18 protein-coding genes are annotated in these 26,695 nt (G+C 69.5%); 7 read left to right on the plus strand and 11 right to left on the minus strand.

What is annotated here, in order from left to right; translation table 11 throughout:
• Positions 1-85: 85 nt before the first annotated feature.
• From map to DK459_RS17540, 4 genes are all read right to left on the minus strand, one after another.
• Positions 86-877 carry a type I methionyl aminopeptidase gene (gene map / locus DK459_RS17520; protein WP_006385162.1) on the minus strand — a complete coding sequence of 264 codons (792 nt, stop codon included), beginning with the start codon at positions 875-877 and terminating at the stop codon, positions 86-88.
• Positions 878-1,123 (minus strand): ParD-like family protein, encoded by a 246-nt coding sequence (locus DK459_RS17525; protein ID WP_006385163.1) that lies wholly within the window; start codon positions 1,121-1,123, stop codon positions 878-880.
• An 87-nt stretch (positions 1,124-1,210) separates the two neighbouring features.
• A complete protein-coding gene (locus DK459_RS31020; RefSeq protein ID WP_024069127.1) occupies positions 1,211-2,371 on the minus strand; it encodes a PAAR domain-containing protein in 1,161 nt (386 codons plus the stop codon).
• 36 nt (positions 2,372-2,407) lie between these two features.
• Positions 2,408-2,659 (minus strand): hypothetical protein, encoded by a 252-nt coding sequence (locus DK459_RS17540; RefSeq protein ID WP_020928047.1) that lies wholly within the window; start codon positions 2,657-2,659, stop codon positions 2,408-2,410.
• Positions 2,660-2,834: 175 nt separating this feature from the next.
• Here DK459_RS17540 and tssA point away from each other — a divergent pair, with 175 nt between their 5' ends.
• Complete coding sequence (tssA, locus tag DK459_RS17545; RefSeq protein ID WP_024069126.1) at positions 2,835-3,947, plus strand: type VI secretion system protein TssA; 1,113 nt, start codon at positions 2,835-2,837, stop codon at positions 3,945-3,947.
• A gap of 89 nt (positions 3,948-4,036) precedes the next feature.
• Here the strand turns inward: tssA and DK459_RS17550 are convergent, their stop codons facing one another.
• The 5 genes from DK459_RS17550 to DK459_RS17570 form a co-directional block, all read right to left on the minus strand.
• A complete protein-coding gene (locus DK459_RS17550; protein ID WP_020928045.1) occupies positions 4,037-4,831 on the minus strand; it encodes an OmpA family protein in 795 nt (264 codons plus the stop codon).
• Between the two features lie 2 nt (positions 4,832-4,833).
• Positions 4,834-5,817: a type VI secretion system-associated protein TagF gene (gene tagF, locus DK459_RS17555; RefSeq protein WP_006385166.1), complete on the minus strand. Its 984-nt coding sequence runs from the start codon at positions 5,815-5,817 to the stop codon at positions 4,834-4,836.
• Positions 5,814-9,524 (minus strand): type VI secretion system membrane subunit TssM, encoded by a 3,711-nt coding sequence (gene tssM / locus DK459_RS17560; protein WP_045953190.1) that lies wholly within the window; start codon positions 9,522-9,524, stop codon positions 5,814-5,816. Before tssM ends, tagF begins: the two co-directional genes overlap by 4 nt.
• A gap of 119 nt (positions 9,525-9,643) precedes the next feature.
• Positions 9,644-11,041: a hypothetical protein gene (locus tag DK459_RS17565; RefSeq protein ID WP_070668538.1), complete on the minus strand. Its 1,398-nt coding sequence runs from the start codon at positions 11,039-11,041 to the stop codon at positions 9,644-9,646.
• 70 nt (positions 11,042-11,111) lie between these two features.
• Positions 11,112-11,963 (minus strand): M15 family metallopeptidase, encoded by an 852-nt coding sequence (locus DK459_RS17570; RefSeq protein WP_026382340.1) that lies wholly within the window; start codon positions 11,961-11,963, stop codon positions 11,112-11,114.
• Positions 11,964-12,154: 191 nt separating this feature from the next.
• Between DK459_RS17570 and DK459_RS17575 the strand changes: the two genes are divergently transcribed.
• From DK459_RS17575 to DK459_RS17600, 6 genes are read left to right on the plus strand one after another with little or no spacing between them, the layout of a single operon-like run.
• On the plus strand, positions 12,155-13,117 hold the full coding sequence (locus DK459_RS17575; protein ID WP_110134944.1) for a hypothetical protein: 963 nt from the start codon (positions 12,155-12,157) through the stop codon (positions 13,115-13,117).
• Between the two features lie 26 nt (positions 13,118-13,143).
• Positions 13,144-16,020, plus strand: a complete 2,877-nt coding sequence (locus tag DK459_RS17580; RefSeq protein ID WP_110134945.1) for a type VI secretion system Vgr family protein — start codon at positions 13,144-13,146, stop codon at positions 16,018-16,020.
• A gap of 10 nt (positions 16,021-16,030) precedes the next feature.
• Positions 16,031-17,008, plus strand: a complete 978-nt coding sequence (locus DK459_RS17585) for a DUF4123 domain-containing protein (protein ID WP_233256819.1) — start codon at positions 16,031-16,033, stop codon at positions 17,006-17,008.
• Positions 17,001-17,780: a DUF3304 domain-containing protein gene (locus DK459_RS17590; protein WP_006384062.1), complete on the plus strand. Its 780-nt coding sequence runs from the start codon at positions 17,001-17,003 to the stop codon at positions 17,778-17,780. The genes DK459_RS17585 and DK459_RS17590 overlap by 8 nt, the downstream gene beginning before the upstream one ends.
• Entirely contained in the window at positions 17,773-20,073 is a 2,301-nt protein-coding gene (locus tag DK459_RS17595; RefSeq protein WP_110134947.1) for a DUF2235 domain-containing protein, read from the plus strand. Before DK459_RS17590 ends, DK459_RS17595 begins: the two co-directional genes overlap by 8 nt.
• Positions 20,074-20,093: 20 nt before the next feature.
• On the plus strand, positions 20,094-20,858 hold the full coding sequence (locus DK459_RS17600) for a DUF3304 domain-containing protein (protein ID WP_006384064.1): 765 nt from the start codon (positions 20,094-20,096) through the stop codon (positions 20,856-20,858).
• A 12-nt stretch (positions 20,859-20,870) separates the two neighbouring features.
• On the opposite strand, the gene DK459_RS17605 is transcribed toward DK459_RS17600, so the two are convergent.
• On the minus strand, positions 20,871-21,512 hold the full coding sequence (locus DK459_RS17605; protein ID WP_006384065.1) for a hypothetical protein: 642 nt from the start codon (positions 21,510-21,512) through the stop codon (positions 20,871-20,873).
• Positions 21,493-26,670, minus strand: a complete 5,178-nt coding sequence (locus DK459_RS17610) for a type VI secretion system Vgr family protein (RefSeq protein WP_110134948.1) — start codon at positions 26,668-26,670, stop codon at positions 21,493-21,495. The genes DK459_RS17605 and DK459_RS17610 overlap by 20 nt, the downstream gene beginning before the upstream one ends.
• Positions 26,671-26,695: the final 25 nt, after the last annotated feature.

Raw genomic sequence — 26,695 nt, forward strand, 5'->3', positions numbered from 1 at the left:
GGGGCCGCAAGAACGGCAAGGGCCCGATCATGACCGGGCCCCGCGCGTGTCGCACTCCGTTAATTGCCGTCGCCGGCCTGGTGCGTCAGGGGATCGGCGGATAGTCGCCGAAGCCGTCCGGCCAGGACGTCAGGACCTCGTAGCCGGTGTCGGTGACGACCACCATGTGTTCCCACTGCGCCGACAGCGAACGGTCCTTGGTGACCACGGTCCAGCCATCGGGCAACTGCTTGGTCTGCGGCTTGCCGGCGTTGATCATGGGTTCGATGGTGAACATCATGCCCGGCTGCAGCACCAGGCCTTCGCCGGGACGGCCATAGTGCAGCACCTGCGGTTCGTCGTGGTAGATCTGGCCAATGCCGTGGCCACAGTATTCGCGCACGATGCTGAAGTGCTCGCGGTGCGCCACCGTCTGGATGGCATGGCCGATGTCGCCCAGCGTGGCGCCGGGCTTGACCGCCATGATGCCGGCGCGCATCGCTTCGTAGGTGGTGTTCACCAGGCGCCGCGCCAGCGGGCTGGGCTGGCCGACGTAGTACATGCGGCTGGTGTCGCCGTACCAGCCGTCCTTGATGACGGCCACGTCGATGTTGAGGATGTCGCCGTTCTTGAGCACCTTGGCCGACGGGATGCCGTGGCAGATGACATGATTGACCGAGGCGCAGACGGTCTTGGGAAAGCCGTGGTAGCCGACGTTGGCCGGAATCGCCTTCTGCACATTGACGATGTAGTCGTGGCAGATGCGGTCGAGTTCGTCGGTGGTGACGCCGGGGCGCACGTGCTCGGCGATCATGTGCAGTACCTCCGCCGCCAGGGCGCCGGCCTGGCGGGCCATGGCGATGTCGGCGGCGGACTTGATGGAGACCTTGCGCGCCATTTACGCGGCCTCCTGCTGGCCGGTGGACGCCTGTCCCTGGGACAGGGCGGCGATGCTGAACCCTTCCGCCTGCTCGATGCGGATCAGCAGCTGGCAGATGTCGGCGTGGCGCAGCTCGGGGTAGAGCTCGGACAGCATGCCGATGCGCATCCAGTGTTCGGCCTGCGAGTTGATCGAGCGGCTCAGCGCGCTGCTGGCCACGCGCAGGTTCTCGTGCATCTGCTCGGAAATCTTGACGATACCCATAGGGAGCGTTCCATATATGGTTTGTATATGGAACGTATGGTATCGCACCTGCGGGGACGGGTGCAACCCGTCACCCGCGCGGCAGGGTCATGCGGCCTGGGCGGCGGGGCTTTTCTCCAGCAGGTCCATCGCGTCCAGCTGCCGGTAACGGGCCGGGTAGATCGAGCGGGCGTAGTTCTCGCAAGGCGTGCCCTGGGTGGCGATGGCCATCACCACGAATTCAGCGAAATCCTCGGGTGGGCCGGCCTTGGCGTAGTCCGACGGGAAATTGCCGTCCGATTTGGCCGCGGCGCCCCAGGCCTTCATGTCGACACGGGCGTTGTTGGCGTAGCTGTGGGCCAGCTCGTGCAGCACGGCGTGGTCGATCACGGCCTGCTCGCCCGGCATGCTGTAGAGCGTGATGCGCGAGAACATCGTCTCGCCCACGGTGTGGACCTCGCGGGTGGGATCGGCCCAGGGCGGGCCTTTCACCCATTGCGCGTCGAGCCGCTTGACGCTGTCGTCCACCGACATGCCCTTGGCGATGGTGATCTGCAGGTCGCGCCCCTGCAGCAGCGCCTTGGGCGCCACGCCCAGGCTCTTGGCGACCTGCTCGGGCTGCGGCTGCGGTTCCTCGGTCAGGCGTTCGCTGATCTCGTGGGGCGAGCGCTGCAGCAGGTCGCCGGTCCACAGCGGCTTGCGCGGTTCCAGCACCACGGGCACGCGCTGGCCGGCCGGCCAGGCTTCATACATGACCAGTTTGTCATCGCCCGCGCGCGCCAGCGCGGCCGGCGGCTTGTAGGCCGACGGTCCGGTCAGCCTGACCGGGGCGCGCTTGGCGTCGAACATGGCTTCGGTGAGCTTGAGGGTGTCCTGGACCTGGGCGCATTGCTGCGGCGCCTCGTCGGCCGCCACCGGCACCACCGCGGCCAGTGCCGCCGGCGCGCCGGCCTGCAGCGCCTGCGGCGCATCGTTCACGCCGCCACCGGCGCCATCGCCGCCGCCGTGCTCCAACTGGTAGAACTGCTGGCTGGCGATGAGGGTGGCGCCGCAGGAGGTCTTCATGCCTTCCAGCGCGGTGCGGCGATCGGAACTGACGCTTTGCACGCCTTCGACGATGGTGTGCTGGCCGGCGCACTTGGGGCAGGTGACGCGGTCGCCGACGCGCGCCATGGGCTGGCCAAAGATCTGCACGGACTCGTCTCCGGTGACCACCACGCCGCCATGCGAGGTGCGGTCACCCTTGCGTATTACGGATCGCTGCGCCATGGCCGTCCGTTGCTCCCAAACGATGGTTATTTATGCTTACAGATAGGTGCCGTCCGGCGCCATGCGGGGCGTGCCCACGACGAAGCTGCCGTCGGGCGCCATGCGCACCGGCCCGCCGCCGCCCAGGTAGCGGCCATCCGGCGCGCGCTGTGGGGTGCCCGCGACGTAGGTGCCGTCGGGCGCGCGGGTGATGGGCCCGCCGTCGCCGACATAGGTGCCGTCCGGGCAGCGCCGCGGCGCGCCATTGATGAAGCGGCCATTGGGCATCATGTGAAAGGACTTGTTCATCGCGACTCCCTGTTTTTGGAGAGCTTGCATGATAGCGATGGTCCCTGATGCGTTTTGTAATAGGGCGTGTCATGTTCCAACGTAACGCGGTTACAGATATGGGATCATCGCTGCTTTGCCGCCGGGCCGCGCGCCGCTTGCGCAAGGCCCGCCATCCGCAACGACCCAAGAAACTATGAGCGATATCGACGCACTGTTGCAGCCCATTGCGGGCGAGGCGCCTTGTGGCGCCGACATGGTCTTTTCGGCCGAATTCGACGCCATCCGCGAGGCCCGCCGCCACGATGACCCGCACCTGGACCAGGGCGACTGGGTCATCGACATCAAGGAGGCCGACTGGCCGCAGGTGATCCGCATCTGCACCGAGGTGCTGACCGAGCGCAGCAAGGACGTGCGCGTGGCCGCCTGGCTGGCCGAAGCCTGGGCCAAGACGCGCGGCTTCGCCGGCCTGCGCGACGGCTTCCTGCTGGTGGACGGCCTGTGCCGGCGCTATTGGGACGGCCTGCACCCGGTGCCGGACGAGGGCGACGTGCAGCAGCGCGTGGGCAACCTGGCGTGGCTGCTGTCGCGGTCGCAGCAACTGGTGCGGGAACTGCCCTTGACGCAGTCCGAGGGCGGGCGTTTCGGCGCGGTGCTGTGGGACAGCGCCACGCAATTGGCCAACGCCATCAAGCGCGCGCCGCAGAACGCCGCCGACCTGACCCGCGGCAAGGTTACGCTCGACCAGTTCGACGCCGCGCGCCGCGATACGCCGCCGGCGTTCTATTCCGAACTCGAAAGCCAGTTGCAGGGCTGCTTTGGCGCGGTCGACGTGCTCGAGCGGACCTTGACCGAACGCCTGGGCGAGGAAGGCCCGGCTTTCACGCCGCTGCGCACCGCCCTGAAGGACGTGACCGAGCTGGCGCACCGCTTTGCCCGCGAGGCCGGCCTGCTGGTGCGGGCCGACCTGGCGCCGCCGGCCGCCCAGGCCACGCCGCCCGCCGGCGCGGCCGTCACCCGCATGGAGCCTACCTTGACCGCCGTCGACCTGCCTTCCACCGCGCCGCTGGCGGCCACGCGTGGCCCGCTGCAAACGCGCGACCAGGCCCTGGCGCAGTTGCGCGAAGTGGCCGAGTTCTTCCGCCGCACCGAGCCGCACAGCCCGGTGGCCTACCTGGCCGACAAGGCGGCCAGCTGGGGCGAGATGTCGCTGCACCTGTGGCTGCGCACGGTGCTCAAGAACAACGACGCCCTGTCCGGGCTGGAAGAGCTGCTGGGCGTTCCCAAGGCGCCCGAGAACAACGGCTGAAAGCGGGGCCCGGCGATGGCCGCAAGGGCCATCGCGGCCCGCGGCATTGGGCGCGCGACGGCGCGCGCCCAGCGGCAGCCGCGCGCCGGCTAGCGGCTGGCGCGGAATTCGATGCGGCGGTTCTTGGCGCGGCCCTCGGCGGTGGCGTTGGTGGCCACCGGCTGGTCCGGGCCCGCGCCCAGCGTCTCGAAACGTCCGGGCGGCAGGCCTTTGTCCACCAGATAGGCGCGGACCGCGTCGGCGCGCGCCTGGCTCAGCGCCAGGTTGGTGCTGCGGCTGCCGGAGCTGTCGGTGTGACCGATGATCTGCACCTTGTCGCTGTGCAGCTTCGGGATGACGTCGGCCACCTGGTCGAGCAGTTCGCGTCCGCGCGCCGTCAGCGTGGCGCTGCCGGTCTCGAATTCCACCACGCGGTTGGTCAGCACCTTGTCGAGCAGGCCTTGTTCGTCCTTGCCGGCGGCCACGCGCAGGCCGTTGACGATCTTGTAGGTCGGGTTGAGCGAGGTGGCGAAGGTGCTGGCGATCTGCTGGCGCGAGGCTTCGTTCTGCACTTCGCCGAGCAGGCGGATCTGGGTGCCGTCGACTTCCAGCTGGCCGCGATTGATCTGCTTGAGCGGCTGGCCGATCAGCTTGCCCACGTGTTCGGACCAGTTGGGCGGCGCCACCACGCCGCCGACCTCGATCTGGTCGATGACGTTGCCCACCCCGTAGACCTGTTGCAGCCGGGCCAGCACGTCGGCCTTGGTGGCCTCGTCTGGCACGGCGCCGCTGGCCACGACCTGGCCGGGCTGCGGAATGACGTTGGCGGGGACGACGGTGGCCGCGTCCTGCGCCGCCGCGGCGCATGAGAACAGCGCCGCCATGATCAGGAGAGAGACGCGCATGGTCAGGCTCCGGTGAAGACTTCGAGATAGGTGTCGAGCGCCATGCGCAGGGACAGCCGGGGTTGGTCCAGGTAGCTGGAAAGCTTGGCCAGGCCGTGGCTGGCCGACACGTGGTCGCGCACCCAGGGCGCGTCTTCCAGCACGATGTGCTGCTCGGCGAAGGCCTGCGGCGTGGACAGCAGGCTGGCCAGCGTCTGCGGCGAGGCGCCGCGAAAGCCCGCCACCAGGCGATGCTTGCCGCCGATGCGGCCGATGAACACGGTGATCTCGAAATCCGCGCGCGCCAGGAACGGCGCGATCAGCGTCATCCAGTACGAGGCCACCAGGTTGATATAGAGCGGATCGTCCGGCAGCGGCAGCGCCAGCCCGCGATCGAGCTGCGACGAGCCGCTGGACATGACCGGTTCGAGCAGGATGCCCAGCGCCAGGATGATGTCGTGGACGTTGGCCGCGTGGCCATTGCCGCGCAGCATGGTTTGCAGCCGCTCGACGCTTTGCAGGTCGACGAAGGCATCGAAACCGTCGTCGGCCTCGGTGCGGATCTCGCCTTCGAGTTCGTTCAGCGTCTGCAGCGCCGGGCCGGGGTCGGCGTCGGTCATCAGCAGCGCGGCGGCGCCGCTCATGCGGTTCCACAGCCGGCTGAAGGCCATCGGGCTGCGCGCGATGAAGGCCAGCGGCCGCTGCACTTCGACCGAGGTCGCCGACAGGAACGGAAAGCGCCGGCCCGACTGGTCGCGGCTGGGTTGCAGGTGGCCGGCGATGGCCAGCTTGCCGCGCGAGCCGAGAATGGCGAACGGCATCGGCTCGGCCTCGTCGTACAGCGTTTTCCAGTGCGGGTCCTGGGCCAGCAGCTCCATGGTGCTGGCGACCCAGCCGTCCAGCGTGCTCATCAGCTGCGGATGCGAGGTGTTCTTGACGAAGTCGCCGCGGGCCGGGATCTTGCCGAAGTAGGCCGTGCGGAACAGGGGGGACTGCAAGTTGCTCATTGCGGCGCTCCGGGTCGCGTCTGGGCGGAGGAGGATTCGGGGGATGCGCCCACCACGGAGGAGGGCAGGCGCAGGTTGCGCAGGCCCTGGCTGCCGCCGGGCTCGCTGCCGCCGGCGCCGGGCGCCTGGGCGTTGCTGATGATGCGCAGCTTGACCGGCACCGTCACGTTGGACTTGCCCCAGCTCATGTTGAAGCTGCCGTCGGCGTTGGCGGTGCGCTGGGCGGTCGCGATCAGGCGCTCCAGGCCGAAGCGTCCCGGTTCGTTGACGATCTCGACCACGCTGCCGTCGAAGGTGGTGGCGGTAATGCGCGCACCGGGCGCGCCCTGGGCGTTGGGCCAGACGAAGTTGACCCATTGCGGCGGCGTGTTGCGGTAGCGCAGTTGCTGGCCGTCGATCTCGATGGTGTACTCGGTCACGCCCGAGGCCGGCTTGGGCTGGATCTGGAACAGCGTCTGCGGCTGGCTGGCCGAGCCTGCGCCCGCGCCGCCGGACAGCGGCGCCACCCACTGCGCGAAGTTGGCGGTGAAGGTCGGCTGCAGGCTGATGCCCATGTCGCCCCAGGTGCGCGCCGTCAGGATGTCGCCGCGGCGCACGGTCAGCGGGCCGAGGGTGTCGTTGACGTACTTGGCGATGCTGCCCTGCGGGCCGAACACCTGGCCGATCTCGTCGCTGCTGGCCTCGACGCTGGCGCGCGCGGCGAACGGATACTTTTCGGCCAGGGTCTGGTTGAAGGGCTGGTAGATCTGCGCGTTCCAGACCTTGTTCAACTCGCGTTCGGCCGGTTGCATGGCCACGGCGTAGGCCTGGATCAGCGGCCGCACCAGCAGCGGGCGCAGCGTCTCGCGTTGCGTCGCCGACAGGCCGGCCAGCATCTGCTCGTCGACCAGCTTGAGCGCGTCGGCCAGCTCCGAATCCTTGCCCTCCAGCGTCTGGCGCAGCAGCACCAGCGAGCCGGGGCCGGGGTCGCCCTGGTTGTTGAGCAGATTGAAGCGGGTGCGGATCTTGGACAGCGCGCCCATGTAGTTGCCCAGCAGCGACTGGTTCTCGCGCGTGACCACCAGGCGCGCCACGTCCGAGAACTCGCGGCCCACCGGACCCATCGGAATGGCTTCGCCGTTGGCGGTGGTGGCGGGCGTGGGCGCGGGCGGCGTCTGCCGCAGGATCACGCGCTTGAACCAGCCGACCACGCCGCTCTGCGCCTGCTGCAGGCCGGCGTTGACCAGCGACGGGTTGTCCCACGAGGTCTGTTCATAGGCCGTGTTGATGAGCTTGGCGATGGGCGAGGTCTGCGGGTCGCCCAGGCGGTTCATCGCGCCCACAGATTGCTCGAAGCTGGTGAAGGGCTTGATGGTCACGCCGCGCAGGAACTTCTGCCATTCCTGCGCGTACTCCGTCTTGTACATCGTCGCCAGGCTCTTCTGGATCTGTTCGGGGCTGCCGTCCAGGGTCAGGTCGTCGCGCGCGTTCACGCCCAGCACCCAGTCGCTGGTCTGCACTTCCTTCTTGGCGGCCTCGTTGATGGCGGGCTGGATGTACTGCTCCCAGGCCTCGCGGGTGAAGGTGCCGGGGATGGCGTAGCTGCCGGCCACCACGCCGGCGTCGTTCTCGCCGACGATGCGCGCCACCGTCATGGTCTGGAAGCGCGTGGCGGCGCGCGCCTTGAGCGTGGCGTAGGCGCGTTCGCGCGCCGGCATGCCCTGCATCACGGCGCGCAGGCTGGCGCGGGTCTTTTCCACCAGCGCCAGGTTGGTGTCGATCTGCGGCCAGCCGGCGTCGGGCGCGCGGCTGACGTAGAACGAGATCAGGCGTTCGGCGCTGCGGATCAGCTGGTCGCGCGGCATGGCGCCGCGGTTGGTCTCCAGCCAGCCGCGCCAGAAGCGCGTGATCTGGTCGGACAGGTGGGTGGGGTCGACGTGCTGGCGATTGGCCATCATCAGGTACGTCTTGAGCGCGTTGTAGGCGTCGTCGGCATTGGTCGGCGAGGCATCCTGGAACAGCGTGTCGCCGCCCGGGACGTGCGAGGCGCGCACCGCCTGCGGCGCCGGCTGCTGCGCGCCGCCGGCCGCCGCCGCGGCGCCGGACATGTCGACCTTGGCCAGGAAGTCCTCCAGGCTGGCCTTGACCGGGCTCAGCATGAACTGGCGCGCGCCGTTGTAGTACTCGGCCAGCAGGCGCTCCTTGAGCACGTCGCCCTGGTACAGGCCCAGGCCCAGCGACCACGGGCGGCTGGACGAATAGCGGTCCAGCTGCTCGATGCGGTCCTGCAGGATCTCCATGGCCTCCAGGCGGCTCTGCAGGTCGGTGCGCTCGCTTTGCAGGCGCACCACCTTGTCCAGGTCGGCCTGCACGTTCTGCGCCAGCTGGCGGTTGCCCAGGTATGACCAGCTCCAGCCGCCCAGCACCAGGCCCAGCGCCAGCACCAGGCCGAAGAAGGTCAGGTAGCGCATGCGGGTCTTGGCCGGGCTGGCGTGCTGGCGCACCAGTTTCTTGTCGGCGAAGATCACGCTGGAGAACAGGTCGCGCAGGAAGAAGCCGTTGTGCGAGGACACGTTGCGCGCCTGGCCGCGGGCGGCCGGGCGCAGGTCGAAGCGTTCGGCCAGCCGTTCGGTCGAGGTGCTTTGCGACACGCCTTCCTGCAGCGCGCTGGTGAAGTAGAAGCCGCGGAACACGGGCTTGTACTGGAACGGGTTGGTCTCGAACAGCGTCGACAGGAAGGTGCGCAGCGCCGGCTTGATGCCGGCGAATTCCAGCGGGAAGGTCAGCAGTCCCGGCGGCAGTTCGCGGTTGTTGCGCAGCGAGATCTGCGCCGTGCCCATTTCCTTGAGGCCTTCGTACAGTTCATCGAAGCGTTCGTCGAACAGGGCCAGCACGTCGCGGTTTTCTTCCGCGCCGTAGGGCAGGGTGGCGCCCCAGACGCGGTCGCGCTCGCGCTGGTCGCTGTCGGAGAAGAATTCGCTGAAGCCCGAGATCAGGTCGGCCTTGGTGAAGATGATGTAGACCGGCGCGAACACTTCCAGCCGGTCGGTCAGTTCCTGTACGCGCTGGCGCAGGTTCTTGGCCAGGTTGATGGCGAATTCCGGCCCGGCGCCGGTCAGCTCGTCGATGCTGGCGGCCACGATGATGCCGTTGATCGGCGCCTTGGGGCGATGGCGCTTGAGCAGGTCGAGAAAACCCATCCATTCGTTGCGGTCTTCCTCGTGCACCGAGTAGCGGCCGGCCGTGTCCAGCAGGATGCCTTCGGTGGTGAAGAACCAGTCGCAGTTGCGGGTGCCGCCCACGCCGCGCACCGCCGCGCCGTTCTTGTCGGCGAAGGGGAATTGCAGGCCGGAATTGATCACCGCGCTGCTCTTGCCCGCGGCGGGGTTGCCGATCACGATGTACCAGGGCAGTTCGTACAGCGCTTCGTTGCCCGACACCTGGCCGATCTTGGACGTCTTGATGGTGCGCACCGCCTGCACCAGGCGCGTGCGCAGCGCGTCCACGTCCCCGCGATTGGCGGCCGCGCTGCCCGTCTGCACCTGCTGCTCCAGCATGTCGCCCAGGTTCTTGTTGGCGCGGCGCGCGCGGCGCCGGCGCCACAGATAGGCGCACAGCCAGAGCAACAGGAATATTCCCAGCGCGATGCCGGCCCAGGCCAGGCCGATCTCGACGGTGTCGGCAAACAGGAACAGGAACACGACCAGGGCGATCAGGCCGATCGCCATGAACAGGCGCGGATTGCCGAGGGCGCGGGAGGTCCAATGGCGACCTTCGCTCAGGGCGCTGGAGATACCGGAAAAGAAACCTGAAGGGCTACGCATGATTCTGGCTTTTCTTATGGGGGTCAGGCGGAGGGGGAAGGGGACAGCAGCGCGAGCGTACGCAACATGGGGTCCTGGGTCATCACGGCGAGCACCGGCGCCTCGGCCTGGGCGCAGGCTTCAGCGGCGACCGACAACGTCAGCAGGTGCGCGGCGGCGCCGGTATAGCCGCAGGCGCCGCCGACCGCCAGGCAATCCTGGTTCGGGTCGAGGGTGGTGAACAGCGTGCTGGCCAGCCCCGCGGCTTCCAGCGGACGGCTGCCGCGATGGTCGGCGTCGCTGACCAGCGCGCGGATGTCCTGCGCGCGGCGTTCATGTTGCTCCAGGAAGCGGGTCGTCAGCTCGGCCAGCATCGGTTCGTTGGCGGCGCCGCGGTCATCGGCGCCGGTGGCGCGATGCGCCATGGGTGACAGCGTCAGCGCGAAGGCGCCCGCCGGCGGCGCGGCGGGCGCGCCATTGCCGGGCGTCGCGGGCGCGGCCAGGTTCAGGTCCAGCAGCAGGCCGGCGGCCGCTTCGCCGGGCACGCGCCCTTGCGGATTGCCGTTGCCGACCAGCAGGCCGCCGGCGTCCCATTCGCCCACCACGTGGCTGTCGATGAACGAATCGGCCGCGGCCACGATGCGCAGCGGCGCGCGGGCGGCCGTCGCTGGCTCCAGCGCCAGTTCGCGCAGCAGCCCGTCGCTGGCCAAGGCGTCGCGCGCCTCGTGCGGCCGCAGGCCCAGGCGCGCCGCGGGCCAGGCCGCGGCCTGCCGCGCCCGCGCCTGGGCGTGTTCGCGCGCGGCCGACGGCCATTGGGCCGGCAGCAGCAGTTCCAGCTGCAACAGGGGCCAGTCGTCGTCGCGCTCCGGCGTGCCGTGCTCCAGCACATGGGCGCGGGCATCGCGTGACAGAGTCTCGATCACTTCGCACAACAGGGCGGTGGCGCGCAGGCAGTCCTCGGTGCGCGCCGCCGCCGGCGTGTCGTCGGTTTCGGCGATCTCGCGCAGGGCATCGCTGTCCAGGTGCGCGGCACGGGCGCTGAAGACGGGATAGCCGCGCGCATTCTTGAGCGTTTCGTCCAGGTCCGGGCGCTGCTGTTTGGCCAGCGCGGCGTGGATGGCGGCGGGGTCGCTGCCGGGCGCGGCGCGCGCGGCGCCGGCCAGGGCCACCAGCCGGGTAATGGCGGGCGCCGCGGCGGACGTCGCGGCCGGTGCGTCGGCGGGGGCCGCGGCGGCGGCGGCACGGGCTTCGCGGCGCGCGCGCGCGATGCGCAGGCCGGCCCAGCCGGCCGCGATCAGCGCCAGCGGCAGCGCGAACAGGTACAGGCCGATGTCGAGCCCCGTGGGCAGCGTGCGCGATTCCTGCCACCAGATGATGACGGCCAGCCAGACCACACCGAAGACCAGGGCCAGCAGCAGGCCGGTTTTGAGAAAGCGGGTCATGTGGGTTCGTAGCGGTGGTCGGTTGTTCGAGTAAGCGTGAGGGGCAGGGTAGCGGCGCAAGATGATCGGATCATTGCGCGGCCCCCGTATCGCGGCGCATGACGCCCGGGCGGCGCAGCTCGGTGTGGCCGAAGTCCATCAGCTTCCAGCGTCCGCCCCAGGTCAGGCCGACGCGTTCGGCGGTTTCGCCGAACAGCTCGTAGCCGCGCATGGCCCACGGGTCCTTCTCGGAGACCACCACCTTGCCGTCGCGCAGGAACGCGCTGTCGGCGGCCAGCCCGTACTGGTGATAGCTCTGGTAGGCGCCGGCGTTGGTCACGTGCGAGCCTTTGCTCGCCAATTCCTCCTGGCGCTCGGGGCTGCGGTAGCCCTCGATCAACACCATTTCATAGCCATGTTCTTCGCGCATCACGCGGTAGGCCGCCAGCAGGCGCTGACGGTAGTCGGCGTCCAGCAGATTCCAGTCGCGGCTGGCGCCGCCCAGGTTGGGACGCACCAGTTCCACCTCGCGCGTGGTGAACACTTCGGGCGGCAGCGGTGGCGGCGGGACCAGCCGTTCGCCCGTCAACAGCGCCTGGATGCGCGGGTCCGGACCGGCCATCCGATCCTCGTAAATAAATGTGTGATTGTGTCGCATGACGAAAGCGAAAAGGGACGGAAGCAGCACCACCGCGAGCCCCGCGGCGATCTGCCAGCGGTACGCCGAAAACGTGTTGCCGGCCTTGCCGACGCCGGCGCGCACCACTTGCGCCGAGCCGCCCACCACGCCGCCCGCCTGCCCCGCGCCGCGCGCCACGCGGCGGCGTATTCCCTGTGCGAACGCGCGCGCGCCCCGCGCGGTCCCGGCCCTGAAAGACGGGAACACCAGCAGCGCGGAGACGCCGATCGCGAGCAGAAAATATAGGGGCAGTAGAAGTAGCAACGGTATCCCTCAATCACGAAGGCGTAATCTTTTGTTCTATTCGTGATTGAGGCAAGCGCCAGGGCGTTGCAGACAGCGTCGATGCTTTAGGAATCGTAACAAGATGCCGTGATCTAAAAGATGTCATCGGGTATTCTCGATCACCTTGGTTAATAGGGGCCGACCAAGCCCCTGCCGACACGGAACCTCGCATGGCAGAAGACGAAAAAAAATCGCGACCTCCGCCCGCCATTCCCAGCTTGCTGGCGGGGCGTTCATCCGCCGTGGATGAGCCGCAGTCGTCGCGCATTCTTGCCTCGCTCGAAGGCCGCGTGCCCGATGCCGAGGTCAAGCACCTGCCTGTCCGGCAACGTTCCAGGACGCCGCTGCTGGTGTTGCTGCTGCTGTTCCTGGGCGCCGCCGGCGCGGGACTGTGGGCGGTGTATGACACGGCGCAATTGCCGGTGGTGGTGGCGCGCGTGGATGGCGACGCGCCGCGCCCATCCCAGCCTCAGACCCAGACTCAGACCCAGACTCAGACCCAGACTCAGACCCAGACTCAGACCCAGGCGCCCGCCGCCAACGCGGGCGCTGCCGGTATGCCGGCAGCGCCGCGCGCGAGCATGCCCGCGAATGCCGATGCCGCGCCCTCGAATGCCGCGGCCATCATCGACGATCATCCGTTGGCGCAACTGACCCGCCCGTCCGAGGCGGACGTGCCCAACCCGCTGGCCGCGCTGGCGGTGACGGCGGCCCCGCCCAAGCCTGCCTCCGCCACGCCGCGCGCGGCCACCGCCAAGGCCCCCGGCCCGGCCGCGGCGCCGCGCGGCGAGCGCGCGCGAGACGGCGCGCTGATCGCGGCGGCCACGCCGGCCGCCACTTCGAAGACCGCGCCGGCGCGCGGCAAGGCGGCGCCCCGCAACGACAGCGACGCCGCCTTGTTGGCGACCCTGATGTCGTATGGCCTGCCGCCCGCGTCGCCGCCGGGCACGAAGGTCTACAAGACCGACGGTATCTTCATCCGCGAGCTGCCGGGGTCGCCGCTGTCGGCGCGCCTGGCGGAATGCCGCAAGCTTGGCTTTCTTGAAAGCGAACAATGCCGCCTGCGCGTTTGCGCGGGCCACTGGGGCACTGCTCCGGAATGTCCCAATGCGCAAGCTCACATCGAGCCGTGAGCGCGCCTGACCTAGGTTTTCCCGCAATGGATCCGACCGCGAACACCGGCCTGTTCAATTCCGATGCCCGCCTTTACGGCCTGCAGGGCGAGGGCGCGCTCGCGTCGTTGCAGGTGGAAGGCTGGGTCGCGCGCGAAGCGCTCTCGGGCGTGGGGCAATGGCGCGTGGTGGCGCTGTCCGACAACGCCGGCCTGTCCTTGCAGGACATGATCTCGCGGCCCGTCACGCTGTGGACCACCCGCGCCGACGGCAGCCGCGCCGGGCGCAGCGGCGTCGTCCGCGAAGCGGAATTGCTGTCCGGCGACGCCGGCCTGGCGCGCTACCGGCTGACGGTGGTGCCATGGCTGTGGCTGGCCACGCAGCGGCGCGCCAGCCGCGTGTTCGAGGCCAAGCCCGTGCTGGACATCGTGCGCCACGTGCTGGACGGCTACGAAGGGTATGTCTACCGCGTCGCCGGCGACGTGGAGGCGGCGGTGGCCGACCTGGCGCCGCGTCCCTACACCACGCAGTACCGCGAGACCGACTACGACTTCATTGCCCGCCTGCTGGCCGAGGCCGGCCTGGGCTGGACCGTGCTGGAAGACGCTGGCGTGCCGGCGCGCCATGTGGTGCAGTTGTTCGCCGACAGCCGCGGCCTGGCCGAAGACGCCGAGTCCGCCGGCGGCGGCATCCGCTTCCAGCGGGCCGCCGCGACCGAGTCGCGCGACACCGTGCAGATGCTGGCGCGCCAGCGCCGCCGCGTGCCCGACAGCATCACCGTGCTGGGCTGGCACGACAGCGGCAAGCGCGCGGTGGCGGCGCAGGCGCTGGTCAATCCGGCCAGCGGCCAGGACGACGCCGCCGGGCTGGATTGGTACGAGGTCGCCGGCCACGGCGGTTTCGCCGATGAAGCGCAGGCGCGGCGCCAGGCCAATCTGGCGACCGAAGCCCTGCGCGCCCGCGCCGAGACCTTCGTCGGCCTGGGGGTGGTGCGCACCTTCCGTTCCGGCACGCGCTTTACGTTGCGGGATCTGTCGCCGCTGGGGCCGGCCGGGGAAGGCGGCTTCGAACCGGAGTTCGCGCTCGATCGCGTCGAACACGTGGGCATCAACAACCTGCCGCCTGAAACGCGGGCCTCGCTGGCCCAGCGCCTGGGAGGGCTGGATGCGCACCTGGTGCTGGACGGCGACGCGCTGGCCGCGCCCGGCGCCGAACCGCATGAAGCCGTGTCGCTGCGCGTGGACCCGGCGGTGCTGGCCAAGGCGCGCGAGGTCGGCTACGCCAACCGCTTCGAGGCCGTGCGCTGCGACCGCCCCTGGCGGCCGCCGTTGCCAAGCGCCCGCGGCGCGCGGCTGGCGGGCGCGCCTTCGGTGCACGGCGTGCATACCGCCGTCGTGACGGATGCCGAAGGCGGCACCCAGCCGAAGGAGCAGGACGAGATCCTGCGCAACAAGCGCGGCGACGTGCGCATCCGCTTCCATTGGCAAGGGAGCGGCGCCGATGGCGAAGCCCGCAGCCGCTGGGTACGGGTGGCGCAGCGCCAGTCGGGCGCCGGCATGGGCATCAGTTTCGTGCCGCGCATCGGCCAGGAAGTGCTGGTGCGTTTCCTGGATGACGACATCGACCAGCCCATCGTCGTGGGCGCGTTGTACAACGGCCGCGGCGAAGGTGGCACGCCGGCCACGCCCGGCGGCCGCCAGGGCGCCAAGGCCGACACGCAGGTCTACGCCGCGGCCCGCGATGGCGCGCCCAGCGCCCAGGCCAACCTGGCGTCCGGCAATGCGCCGGCCTGGCATGGGGCGGCCGGCGGCGACGAGAACCACCGCAACGCGGCCGCGTTGAGCGGCTTCAAGAGCAAGGAATTCGGCGGCTCCGGCTACAACCAGATCGTGTTCGACGATACCGACGGCCAGCTGCGCATGCAGATCAAGAGCAGCGAGCAGGCCAGCGAGCTGAACCTGGGCCACCTGATTCACCAGGCCGGCAACTATCGCGGCGGCCTGCGCGGCCTGGGCGCGGAATTGCGCACCGACGGCTATGGCGCGGTGCGCGGCGGCGCCGGCGTGCTGCTGAGCACCTATAGCGCCACCGGCGCCAACGCCAGCGCCATCGGCGACGCCGCCGGGGTGCAGGCGCTGGCCGGCCAGACCGACCAGATGGCGCGTTCGCTCGATGGCGTGGTGGGCGCGCACCAGGGCCTGCGGCTGGCGACGGTGCAGGGCACGCGCGGCCCCGGCGCCAGCGTGCTCGATGGCGACAAGGCGCCGTTGGCGGCGATGCACCGCGCGGTCTCCGGCACCGTGGCGGGCGAGAGCCTGGGCGGGGCGCGCGGCGATGCGTCGGCCAAGCACACGGCCGCGGCGCAGGGCAAGGTGCCGCATGCCACCGACCCGGTGGTGCTGATGGCGGCGCGCGCCGGCCTGGCGCAGGTCGCCGGCCAGCATTTGCAGTACACCGCCGGCGAGGCGGTGCACTGGTCCGCGGGCAAGGACCAGAACCTGGCGGTGATGGGCGCGCTGCGTCTACATACCGGCCAGGGCCTGGGCATCGTGGCCGGCCTGCAGCAGGGCGGCGCGGAATCTGGCCTGGACCTGATCTCGGCCAAGGGCAATGTCGACATCCAGGCGCAGCACGACATCCTGCGCGTGCAGGCGCAGCAGGACCTGAAGATCGGCAGCGCCCAGAGCGCGGTGGAATACGCCGCGCCCAAGCGCATCCGCATTGCCACGGCGGCGGGCGCCAGCATCGTGCTCGAAGGGGGCAACATCACCGTCACCGCGCCGGGCCGCATCGACGTCAAGACCGGCAACAAGCAGTTCGCCGGACCGGACCGGCTGCCTTACGCCTTCCCGCAATTCACCGTCTGCAAGCAGTGCGTGCTGGACGCGCAGGATGGCGTGCAGTCCATCACCGACAAGGCGTGAGGGGCGCGGCATGATGGATTGGGAATCCCGTCTCAACGACACGCTGGCGCAGGCCGGCGAACTAGCCGCCGGCGGCGGCGCCAGCTTGAACACCTACCTGCTGGTGGACTTGCGCGGCCACGCCGAATTGGCCGGCCCGATCCGGGCCAGCGCGGACCTCAGCTTTGGGTCGATCTGGGTCGGCACCGAGCTGGCGATCTACGAAGATATCGCGCCGTTGCTGATCGAGGTCGACGACCTGAGCCGCTTCGAACTGTGGCGCGGCCCGTCGCAGCCGCGGACCTCGGAACTGCTGCGGCTGCTCAAGCGGCTGCACCAGGCCGAGGGCGGCGCGTACGCGCTGACGCATCTCGTGTCGCCCTTGCCGCTGGCCGAACTGATGGCGCATTTCGCCTATCACGGCGAATACGGCTTGCCTGACGGCCGCGAATATTACCTGCACCTGTACGACAGCCGCATCCTCGACCGCGCCTTCCAGGTCTGGACGCCGTCCGAGCGCGCGCGCTTCCTGGCGCCGTTCAATCTGCTGCGCTACCCGCGCCGCGACGGCACCATGGCGCAGTGGACCGGCCCGGGCCAGCGACCGGCCGCCGATGCGCCGCGGCAGCAGCCATTCATGCTGGCGCAGCACCAGGCGCTGCTGGACCTGGACTATCCGGACAAGCTGGCCGTGCAGATCCGCCGCATCTACCTGGGCGTGCTGGGCGGCGAACTGCGGCAGGACGAACTGGTGGCGCGCGTGGCCGAACAGATGGCGCGGGCGCGGGCCTACGGTATCGAGAGCGAACGCGACATGCTGGACTACGTGGCGTGGGGCATCACCATTTCCCCGCGCTTTGACGAACACGAGGCGATCGCGCCGGCGCTGCGGGACTTCCAGGGCGAGGGGCTGTCGCAGGCGCTGGCACATGTGCCCGACGCGGTGTGGGATGCGCTGCTGCGGGCGGAACAGGAACGGGAAGCGGAACAGGGAGTGTTGCATGCGTAAGGGCTTGGTCGTCCTGCTGCTGTGGCTGGGGATGTTGGCGGGATGCAATGGCGAGCCCAGTTATCAGGGGCTGTCGTTCGTGGCGTACAACTACACGCCCTGGGACCTGGACCGCGTCCAGATCACCGATACCCACGGAAGCTCGGCCGCCACCGGTTCCATCGGCGCGGGAGGCGGCGAGGGCTCGGTGACCTGCTGCTACAGCCTCAAGGGCACCGATTTCAAGGTGGCCTGGCGCGGCGCGGACGGCGAGGAAGTCCGCCAGCACATGTTCGACGGCAAGCTGGAACAGGTGATCTTCAACAAAGAGACGCCAGTGCATTTCCCGGCGGCCGAGATCCCGCCGGGCGACGGCCCGCTGTACCTGGAATTGCATATCTATCCCGACGAGCACATGGAGTTGGCGCTGAGCCGCAAGTTGCTGGGGCAGGTGCGCATCCCCATCGTGGAGGTCACGCGCTGGCTGTACGCCCAGCATCGCGACGCCCTGGGCGATTACCGCAGCAGCGCCGAAGTGCGTCGGGTGGTGGCCAAAGTGGCCAGGACGGCCTGGACCAAATACCGAATCGAAGACAGGCAGGACATGCAGCAATACATGTTCCTCTACTTCACGGTGGCATCGAATTTCGACGCCGATCCCGACATCGCGGCGCTGCTGGCCAGATCCGGCCGGCAAGCCGGGGACTTCGCCAAGGCCGTGCAGGCCCTGCCGGCCGAAAAGATCGCGCACCTGAAAGCCACGGGAACCGCGCCAGGAGACAAGAATGGCTGACAGCCTGCCGCCGGTGGATCGCACCCCCGCCAGCGTTCTGAAGAAAATGGCCGAAAGCGAGGCCGCCTATCCCAGGCAGGATTGCCAGGAGTGCGGCGCCGTGATCCGCATCGGGTTCTTTTTCGACGGCTTCGGCCGCAGCCGGGATGTGGACAGCCAGCACCCCACGTTCTATTCGAACGTCTGCCGGCTCTGGGAAGCGCACTATGCCCACGACGATGAAGACCGTCCCGTGAACCAGTATTGGTTCCGGTTCTACTATTCCGGCCTGGGCACCGAGCTCAACGAGGACGCCAAGAACGATGATCTCATCTACGGCGCGACCGTCGCCGGCCGGAAGATCCTCAGCGAAGCGGCCAGCAATGCCAAGAGCGCGGTCAAGAACATTACCCGTACCGACGAGATCCCCGAGACGGATGCCTTGAAGCGCCTGCGCAGCGCCACGCAGAAGATGATCAAGGAGGGGTCATTCCAGCCTATGGTCAAGGCGTACAAGGACGTGGTGAAAGACGTCAAGACCTTGCCCGACAAGGTCGTGCGAATCTGGAATGCCTGGGATCCGGAACGCCTGGCCAACCGCGCCAAGGGCACCGTGCGCGGGTTCTGGGCCGGCTTCAAGAAGAACCCGCTGAAGGTGGGCTGGACGGCTGCCAAGGAAGTGGCCAAGAGCACCGCGCTGGAAGGCGTGCCCGTCATCCGCGATAACGAGACCGTGGCCTACCTGATGGGCACCGGGGTCGACGTGCGGGTGGACGCCGCGCTGCGCCAGCTGCGCGCAACGCATGAAGCGGTCAGCGCCGAGATGAACAACGTGCGGCGGATCGAGATTTCGGCGTTCGGCGGCGACCGCGGCGGGGTCATGGCGCGCCAGTTCATCAACGACGTGGTCAAGAAGTACCGCCGGCGCCACGACAAGGACCTGGTGTTTCCGGGCAAGAACGGCGCGCGCGAGGCCGAGATCCGCATCCGCTTCCTGGGGCTGCTGGATTCGGTGTCCTCGATCATGGACGAGAACACGTTCCTGGGCTTTCTGCCCTTCACCGATCTGCTCAAGCAGACGCACAAGGATCGTACCCTGACGGTGCCGGGCGCGGTCGAAAAATGCGTGCATTTCGCCGCCGCCCAGGAGTTGCGCGCCAACCAGCGCCTGGACAGCCTGGAGAAGACCCGGGGCGAGCAGTATCTCTATCCGGGATCCAGCGGCGACGTCACCGGGGTCAGCCCCGAGGGGTCGCTGGGCTCGCGCGCGGAACTGTCGCGGGTGCCGCTGCGCGACATGCTGAACCTCGGCCTGTGCCATGGCGTGGGTTTCTACAGCATGGAGCAATTGTTCGACAAGCGCCCGCTGACGTACGCCAAGTTCAGCATGGGCATGTCCATCCAGGACGGTGGCCAGAGCTACCGCATCACCGAGCTGGTCGAGGCGTATCGCGGCGTGGTCAAGTACGAGCCGGGCGTGGACTTCATGCCGCACATGGAAGTGTTCCTGCGCTGGCTGGCCGTGCGCTACCAGGATCCGGTATTCAAGAGCGAGCTGTCCGATCCCGCCGAGAAGTGGATCCAGGACCGCGACTTCTATACGCCCGAGAAGGCCTATATCGAGGAGTACCGCCGCGTGCTGGGGCTGTCCAAGGAAGAGCAGGCCAAGCCGGAGAACACGGCCCGCCTGAAGGAACTGGAGGCGCTCAAGAACGAACGCTGGGATCGAGCCGTGGCCAGCCGTGGCGAGCTGCCGCCGCAGCGCTTCAAGCCGCTGTGGCAGCGCCTGGAGGAAGAGTACCGGGCGCTGGAGGACGCGGAGCGCCAGGACGCCGCCATGGAGCGCCACAAGGAAGAATTCCGCCGCAACAATCCGAATACGGTGCGGGCCATCGAGCGGATGGAGCAGGACCAGCTCGACATGCAGAACATGCGCAACGAGCTCATCACCCGCGGTGGCGGCACGCTCACCGAGGCAGACAAGCCCAAGGATCCGTTCGCCGACATGAAGGCCAGGCGCGCCACCGAGCAGCGGCTGCTGAACGTGTGGCGCGAGGCCAGCGCCGGCAAGAATCCGCTGCCGCCCAAAGTGATGGCGCTGTTCGACTTCCTGGTGCACGACGCCATGTTGAGCAGCTGGCCCGATCACCTGCTGGCCAGCACCACGCTGTACTTCCGCACGCGCGACAAGGACATCTTCGGCAAGACCGATTTCAAGGCCGAGGAGGCCAAGATGAAGACCGACACCGCCTCGGCGGCGCGCGTGGAGCAGATGCGGGCGAACCTGGACGGGTTGGCGCCGGCCCGGCCATGATTGGACGATACGCAAGTCGGGTGTTGGCAATCGCGCTGGTGACGGCATCGGCCGCTTGCGGCGGAGAGCCCGAGTATCGCGGGCTGAATATGATCGCCTACAACTACACGCCTTGGGATATCGACACCATCCGTATTTCCGACAAATCGGGTCGGACCGCCGGCAGCGGCGCCATGGGTGTCGGCGGCGGGGAGGGATCGGTGACGTGTTGCTATGCCTTGAAGGGCACGGAATTCAAGGTCCAATGGTCGGGCGTGGACGGCGAAGAGGCGATCCAGCATCTCTACGACGGCACGATGGACAGCCTGATGTTCCACAAGGAAACCACGGTGCATCTTGACCCGACGCCCATACCCGCTGGCGACGGGCCGTTGTACCTCGAACTGCACATCTATCCCGATGAACATATGGAGCTGGCCCTGAGCCGCAAGCTGCTCGGGCAGACGCGGTTCCCGCTGGTCGATACGACGGACTGGCTTTACCGGGAATACCGCGGCGCGTTCGAGGATTATCGGGATGGCCATGAGGTCCTGCGCGTACTTGGCAAAGTCGCCAGGACGGCCTGGATCAAGTATCGCATCGTGCAGGAACAGGACATGCGCCAATACATGCGCCTGTACTTCACCGTCGCCTCCGACTTCGACACCGATCCGGAAATCGCCGCGCTGCTGTCGCAGCCCGGTCGCCAGCCGGGCGACTTCGCCAAAGCCGTCGCCGCGCTACCCGAGGCGAGCATCGCGCGCTTGAAAGCCCAAGGCACGCCGCCAGGCGACAAGCGCGGCTGATACCGGCGCGGCCTACCGCGCCGCCTGGACCTCGATCGTCACGGTGTTCGACCGCACGCCGTTGGACTCGATATACACCTCGTACTTCGCCGGCTCCTTCGGCAGCCCCACCTGCGCCGCCAGGTCGGTGCTGAACTGCGTGCCCACGCTGATGCCCGGGCTGATCGGGATGCCCTTGGGCGGGCGCGAGCTGGCGATCTCGTCGACCTCGACGCCCGGCGGCGGGCTGCGGCGCTTGTACTCGTAGGCCACGCCTTCGTAGGTCCTGCCGGTCAGCGTGTCGACCGCCACGAAGCGCGGCAGCTTCTGGTCTTGCGAAACCGGGATGATGCCTTGGGCGCAGACGGGAATCACCAAGGCGCCCGATGCCTGCGGCCGCACGCGGGCGGGCGCGGCGATGTTCAGTTGGTCGTCGCTGCCCTGGTTGGGCGGGATGCAGGCATGGTCGCGCACGGTGCCGATGGGCGCGGTGGCGAAGGCGGGCGGGTCGATCCAGTCGGTATTCATGGAAGCGGTCTGGGTAGCGGATTGGGAGGGAGCGCGCGGACCGCCCACGGTCCGCGCCGACGCGGGCGCGGCGGCCAGCGCGGCCGCGAGCAGCAGGGTCAGGGCCGGCGCCAGTCGGCGCCGGCCGTCAGAACGACGGCCAGCCATTGGACATGTCCACTTTACGCACGGCCTTGGCGCAATGGACGCAATAGCGGATGCTCTGGCAGTCGCCGCCGAACATGACGCAGGCGCCGGTGTGGCTGGGATCGGCCTGGCTGGCGGGCAGGCCGAAGTGGCAATGGTTGCCGAACTGGGAATAGAAGAACGGGCCCTTGTCGAGCCTGGACGAATCCATGTCGGCTTCGTCCGGATGGGCCTGGGCCCATTCCGGGCCGCTGGGAACCATGCCGATCAAGTGGCCGATCTCGTGCACCAGCGTTTCCTGCTGGTAGTTCATGGTGACCGGCTCGAAGGGCGACAGGGCCGCGACGCACAGCAGGTTGGTGTCGTAGAAGGCCGCGCCGGCGGCGGCGCTTTCCATGAGCCGCACGCGCAGGATCAACCTGCCGGTGGCCGGTATCGGCAGCAGCCCGGCCAGGCGGATATTGACGGCATGGCAGGCCTTGGGCTCGGCCGGATCGTAGGGCAGCGGCGTCAAGCGGTCGCGCGCGACAGGCACGCGCCGCACCCCCGCGGCCGGGTCGGTGTATTCGAACAGGCATTCCAGGAACCAGTCGACATTCGGCTCGATGTTGTGCCAGAGGAAGCTGACGTTGCCGTCGGCGCTGACGAACTGGACTTCCTTGTCGGGCGCGCCGGGGCCGGCGCTGGCCTGCACGTAGATCGGCTGCACGGGCAGCATCGACGCCAGCCGGTCGACGTGGCAGACCACGATGGTGTAGGGCGCGTGCGAGGGGCCCTGCGAACGGGGATAGACCGAGCCGGCCAATTGGCGCAGGCGCGCCTCGCCGTCTTCGGTGAAGACGTCGGAATTGGCATCGCCGGGAGTGCTCACCGGCGGCAATTGCAGCACGTCGACGCCATGGCGGGCGTACTCGGTGGCGGTCGGCTGGAAGCCGTGCGGACGCGGCAGCGCTTCCGGGCCGGGCAGCATGATTTCCTGCAGATACAGGCGCCGGACGGTTTCAACCACTTCGGTCGAGATGATCTGGTTCTTGTCGTTGATCACTTCGAACAGGTAGGTGTTCAGGCCGGCGGCCGGCAGCGCGATGTCGTCGACGGTCTTGGTGCCATCGGCGTCCGTGACGTAGCTGTACGTGCGCTGGGTGGGTTCGCGGTACAGGGGTTGGCGGCTCTGTTCGCGCGCCGAATACACGGCGTTGCCGGGGCGCGGGCTGACCTTTACGGTGAAGCGGTGCTGGCCGGCCTTGTTGAATTTCACATGGATCTTGGGCTTGTTGGTCTGGCGATCCAGGCTGTTGAGCGCCTGGCCGTCGTTCCAGCGCTCGGAAGGCTCCGTCAGGTTGACGTATTGCAGTTTGGCGCCGTTGCGGGCCCGGTAGGCCGACGGCGTGGCCGAGGTCGGGGCCGGGTCCGGCGTCGCGCCCGCGTCCTGGCCGGCCGGCCGCGCGGCGGTTCCCGGCAGGCTGATGCCCGCCGCTTCCATCACCCGCTTGGCCAGGCCCGGATAGGGCGAGTTGGCCACCGCCGGGATGTTCATGATGGTCTCGGCCACCTTGGGCAAGGTGACGCTGGAAATGCTGGGCGATTGCAGGATGGCGCCCACCACCGTGGGCACCGCCGAATCGGTCAGGCCGGGCGTGCCGAGGATGGCGCCGGCCACCGCCGGCAGGTTGCCCTGGTTGACGTCGGGCATCGACAGCAGGGTGTTCACCGCGGAACCCAGCGCGGCGCCGCGGTCGCCCAGGGCGCCCATGGCCTGCGTCATTACCGGCCCGATGGCCGCGCCGACACCGCCGCCGCCCGCGGCCGTCAGGCCCGAGGCCGCCGACAGCGCGGAGGCGGCCGAAGCATTGCCCATGGCGCCGGCGGCCTGCGCGGCCACGCCGGTGGCCGACGACGCCATGCCGGCCGCCTGCGCCGCCACGCCCGGCGACGATGCCGCCGCGCCGGAGGCTGCGCCGGCCGTGCTCGCCGCGGCGCTCGCGCCGGAAGCGCCGGACAGCATGCCGGCGGCCTTGCCGCTCAATGCGGCGGCTTGCGAGGCCATCGCGGTGGCCTGGTCCGCCATCGCGCCGGCCTGCGATACCGCGCCGGCCGCATCGGCCAATCCGGCGGGCATCGGCGCCGCGCTGGCAAGCGCGCCGCCCATCAACGAAGGCGTGGCGCCGCCCATCAACGAGGGCGTTGCCGATCCCAGCGCCGATTGCGCCATGCCGCCGGCCCTGGCGGCGGCGCCGGACACCAGGCCCGAGCCGGCCTCGGTCACCGAGCCCATGGCCTTGCCCGCCATCGCGCCCAGGTCCTGGACCGGCTTGAGCGCGGCGTTGGCCATGGATTTGGCCTTGTCCATCATGCCGGACGCGGTCTGCGTCGCGCTCTGCAATCCGCTGGAGACGGCCGTTGCGCCGCTGGCCAGGGTGGCGCCCAGGCCGCCCAGCAGGGAGCCGCCGCCTGTCGCGGTGCCCGCCGCCGGCAGCGCGGCGCCCGCTGCCGCGGCATCGGCCGCGCCCGCGGCGTTGAGCGCCTGGCCGGAGCCATTCAGGGCTTGCAGCAGCGCGTTCGGCCGGTGCACCAGTTCCGCCGTCACCAGCATCGGATCGCCCACCTGGCTCGAGGGCAGGGCCGGCAGGGCGGCCGCGTCGCTGGCCGGGCCGATCAGGTTGTGCGAGGCGCCTTTGACCGAGAACATGCCCGGCCCCTTGAAGACAATGTCGCCGCCGTCCATCACGATGGCGCCGCCGGCCGCCTGCAGGGTGATGCGCTGGTTGGCCAGGATCTCGATGCTGTCGGTGGTGGAGGTGATGGTGATGTCCTGCCCGGCCAGCATTTCGAGCATGTCGGTATGGGCCTGCAGCGATACCGGCGCGTTGGCGGCGATGGCGCGCAGGCCGCCATCCTGCACGAACAGGCTGGTCGAGCGGCCGGAAGCGCTGGCGAAGGTCTGGCGCGCGGCGATGTGGCCATCGGCCTGGGCGGTGACGTGCAGGTTTTCGCTGGCGTGCAGCACGGCCGAGGCCGGTGTCGCCAGGTTCATCGACGAAGGCGCGTCGATCAGCATCCGGGCCCCGTCGATGCGCTCGACCGGATCGCTGCCGCCACGCTCGCCGCCGGCGGCCTTGACCGCCTGCTGGCCGCCGACGCTGCCGGGATAGCGGCCGTCGGCCTTGGGATCGACCGCCTTGATCAGGGCATCGTATTGCTCGTTGGCGGCCAGCGGCCGCGCCTGGCGCTGGGTGGCGGCGTCGTTGATGCGGCCCGCCGCGTTGCGCGCGCCCCGCAGCAGCGCCAGGGCCTCCTGTGCATCGGCCTGGGTCGAGCGCGCGCCCTCGCGGGCGTTGGCCGACAGCAGCATGCCCTGGCCCGAGCGCACGACGGTCCAGGCGTCCGAGCGCAGCTCGAAACCGCTGCCGCGCCATTCGCCGCGCGATGCGTCATCGGCGGACTGCTTGACCAGATAGCCCAATCCCAGCTGCGAGGCGGCGATGGAACTGGACAGGCGCGTGCGCACCTGGCCGGCGGTGTCGTCGAACAGCCACTGGCTGTGGCCCTGGCCGTCCAGGCCCTGGCTATGCCAGCCGCTGAGCGTGCCGGGATGATTGGCCTGGCCATCCACGCCCGCGCTCCATGGCGGCAGGTCGCTGTCGTTGTAGAGCTGCGCCACCACCACGGGTTGGTCGATGTCGCCATCGAGGAATTCCACCACGACTTCGGTGCCCTGGCGCGGCAGGTGATGCGCGCCCCAGTTGGGGCCGGCCTGGGCGCCGGCCACGCGCAGCCAGGTGCCGGAGCGATCGTCGCCCGGCGCGTTGCCGGCGTCGTCGCCGTGGCTGCGGTGGCGCAGACCGCCCGGCAGCGGCCGCTCGCCGCGTTGCCACGGGAACTGCACCTTGACGCGCAGGTCGCGGCCGGTCGTGATGCTGGCATCCTGCGCCGTCACCACCAGGGCGGTCACGCCCTCGGGCGCCGTCGGCCGGGCTCGCCAGGTGGGCAGCAGCGCCGCGGTGGCCGGCTGGGCAGTGAAGTCGTTGCGGTAGGCGCCATGCTCCAGGTCGGGGGCGGCCAGCGCCTGGGCGGCCTGGCTGCCCAGGTTGTTGGCGGCCTCGTGCTCGACCCACAGCAGCGTGTAGCGGTTGCCGCCCAGCTCGTCGCCCGCCGCGCCCGCACCTTGCGCGTAGCGGTCGTGCTGGGTCAGCGCGAAGACGTGGCCCGGCATCATCTGGCGGGCGCTGCCGCCGCCCTCGAAGCGCAGCGCGCGCGCCTCGTGCGCCTGCAGCCCGCGGTTGGCGAGCTGTTCGGCCGCGGCGTCGTCCGGGTGGCGGCCGTGTCCGTCGTAGTCGTAGTCTTCCAGCGGCGGCAGCGCGCCGGCGTCCAGCGCCGATTCGGCATGGGCGCCGTGCGCCAGCAGCGTCCGGTCGTTCCAGGCGACGCGGGTGACGGCGTTGGCGCGGACCTCGCGCGCCGCGCCGAAGCGCGTGACGCTGTCTTCGGATTCGGTGGCGTCGCTGCGATGAAAACGCAGCGAGGCGGCGGGGTTGGCCGGCTGCGCGGCGCGGGCATCGAACACCACCAGGCGGTGGCGCGCGCCGCCGCCGTCGGCCTTGCTGTCACCCTGCTGGTGGTCGAAGCGGAAGCTCAGCCCGGCCTCGGCCATCAGCCGCAGCACGAAGTCCAGGTCGGTTTCCCGGTACTGGGTGCGCACCGGGCGCGGCGCCAGCGGTTCGGCGATGTCGAAGGCGAACGCGGCCAGCGGGTAGTCCGCGAACACGTCGGTCAGGATATCGGTGACCGACTTGTCCTGGAACACGAAGCTGTCGCGCCGCAGCCGCAGCGTGGCCAGCCAGGGCGCGGCGTGCAGGCGGTAACGCGCCAGCCCGCCGTCGGCGCCGAGCGCGTCCACGCCTTCCACCACCGCATGCCAGCGCCGCCGTCCGCCGTCGGCCAGCAGCAGACTGACGCTGATCTCCTTGCCCAGCAGCGGTTCGACGTCCAGCTCGGCCGACGCGGACAGGCAGTCCAGGGTCAGCGCGAACAGTTCCGAAACGCCTTCGCGCAGGCGCAGGCGTTCGACGACGAGCGCTTCGCCCAAAGGCGTTTCGACTTGCAGCAGGCGGGCGTTCTGGGACAGCGCGGCGACATCCAGACTGCTGTAGCCCGCGGGCGGGGAGGAACGATCGATCATGGTGCGTGGCGGTGTGCGTGTGCCG

It is taken from the genome of Achromobacter sp. RW408 (assembly GCF_003184165.1).
In the GTDB taxonomy this organism is placed as follows: Bacteria; Pseudomonadota; Gammaproteobacteria; order Burkholderiales; family Burkholderiaceae_B; genus Achromobacter; species Achromobacter xylosoxidans.

Excerpts from the sequence above, each read along its gene's own strand:
- map (WP_006385162.1), bottom strand. The coding sequence starts at position 877 with ATGGCGCGCAAGGTCTCCATCAAGTCCGCCGCCGACATCGCCATGGCC.
- DK459_RS17525 (WP_006385163.1), bottom strand. The coding sequence starts at position 1,123 with ATGGGTATCGTCAAGATTTCCGAGCAGATGCACGAGAACCTGCGCGTG.
- DK459_RS31020 (WP_024069127.1), bottom strand. The coding sequence starts at position 2,371 with ATGGCGCAGCGATCCGTAATACGCAAGGGTGACCGCACCTCGCATGGC.
- DK459_RS17540 (WP_020928047.1), bottom strand. The coding sequence starts at position 2,659 with ATGAACAAGTCCTTTCACATGATGCCCAATGGCCGCTTCATCAATGGC.
- tssA (WP_024069126.1), top strand. The coding sequence starts at position 2,835 with ATGAGCGATATCGACGCACTGTTGCAGCCCATTGCGGGCGAGGCGCCT.
- DK459_RS17550 (WP_020928045.1), bottom strand. The coding sequence starts at position 4,831 with ATGCGCGTCTCTCTCCTGATCATGGCGGCGCTGTTCTCATGCGCCGCG.
- tagF (WP_006385166.1), bottom strand. The coding sequence starts at position 5,817 with ATGAGCAACTTGCAGTCCCCCCTGTTCCGCACGGCCTACTTCGGCAAG.
- tssM (WP_045953190.1), bottom strand. The coding sequence starts at position 9,524 with ATGGCGATCGGCCTGATCGCCCTGGTCGTGTTCCTGTTCCTGTTTGCC.
- DK459_RS17565 (WP_070668538.1), bottom strand. The coding sequence starts at position 11,041 with ATGACCCGCTTTCTCAAAACCGGCCTGCTGCTGGCCCTGGTCTTCGGT.
- DK459_RS17575 (WP_110134944.1), top strand. The coding sequence starts at position 12,155 with ATGGCAGAAGACGAAAAAAAATCGCGACCTCCGCCCGCCATTCCCAGC.
- DK459_RS17580 (WP_110134945.1), top strand. The coding sequence starts at position 13,144 with ATGGATCCGACCGCGAACACCGGCCTGTTCAATTCCGATGCCCGCCTT.
- DK459_RS17585 (WP_233256819.1), top strand. The coding sequence starts at position 16,031 with ATGATGGATTGGGAATCCCGTCTCAACGACACGCTGGCGCAGGCCGGC.
- DK459_RS17590 (WP_006384062.1), top strand. The coding sequence starts at position 17,001 with ATGCGTAAGGGCTTGGTCGTCCTGCTGCTGTGGCTGGGGATGTTGGCG.
- DK459_RS17595 (WP_110134947.1), top strand. The coding sequence starts at position 17,773 with ATGGCTGACAGCCTGCCGCCGGTGGATCGCACCCCCGCCAGCGTTCTG.
- DK459_RS17605 (WP_006384065.1), bottom strand. The coding sequence starts at position 21,512 with ATGGCTGGCCGTCGTTCTGACGGCCGGCGCCGACTGGCGCCGGCCCTG.
- DK459_RS17610 (WP_110134948.1), bottom strand. The coding sequence starts at position 26,670 with ATGATCGATCGTTCCTCCCCGCCCGCGGGCTACAGCAGTCTGGATGTC.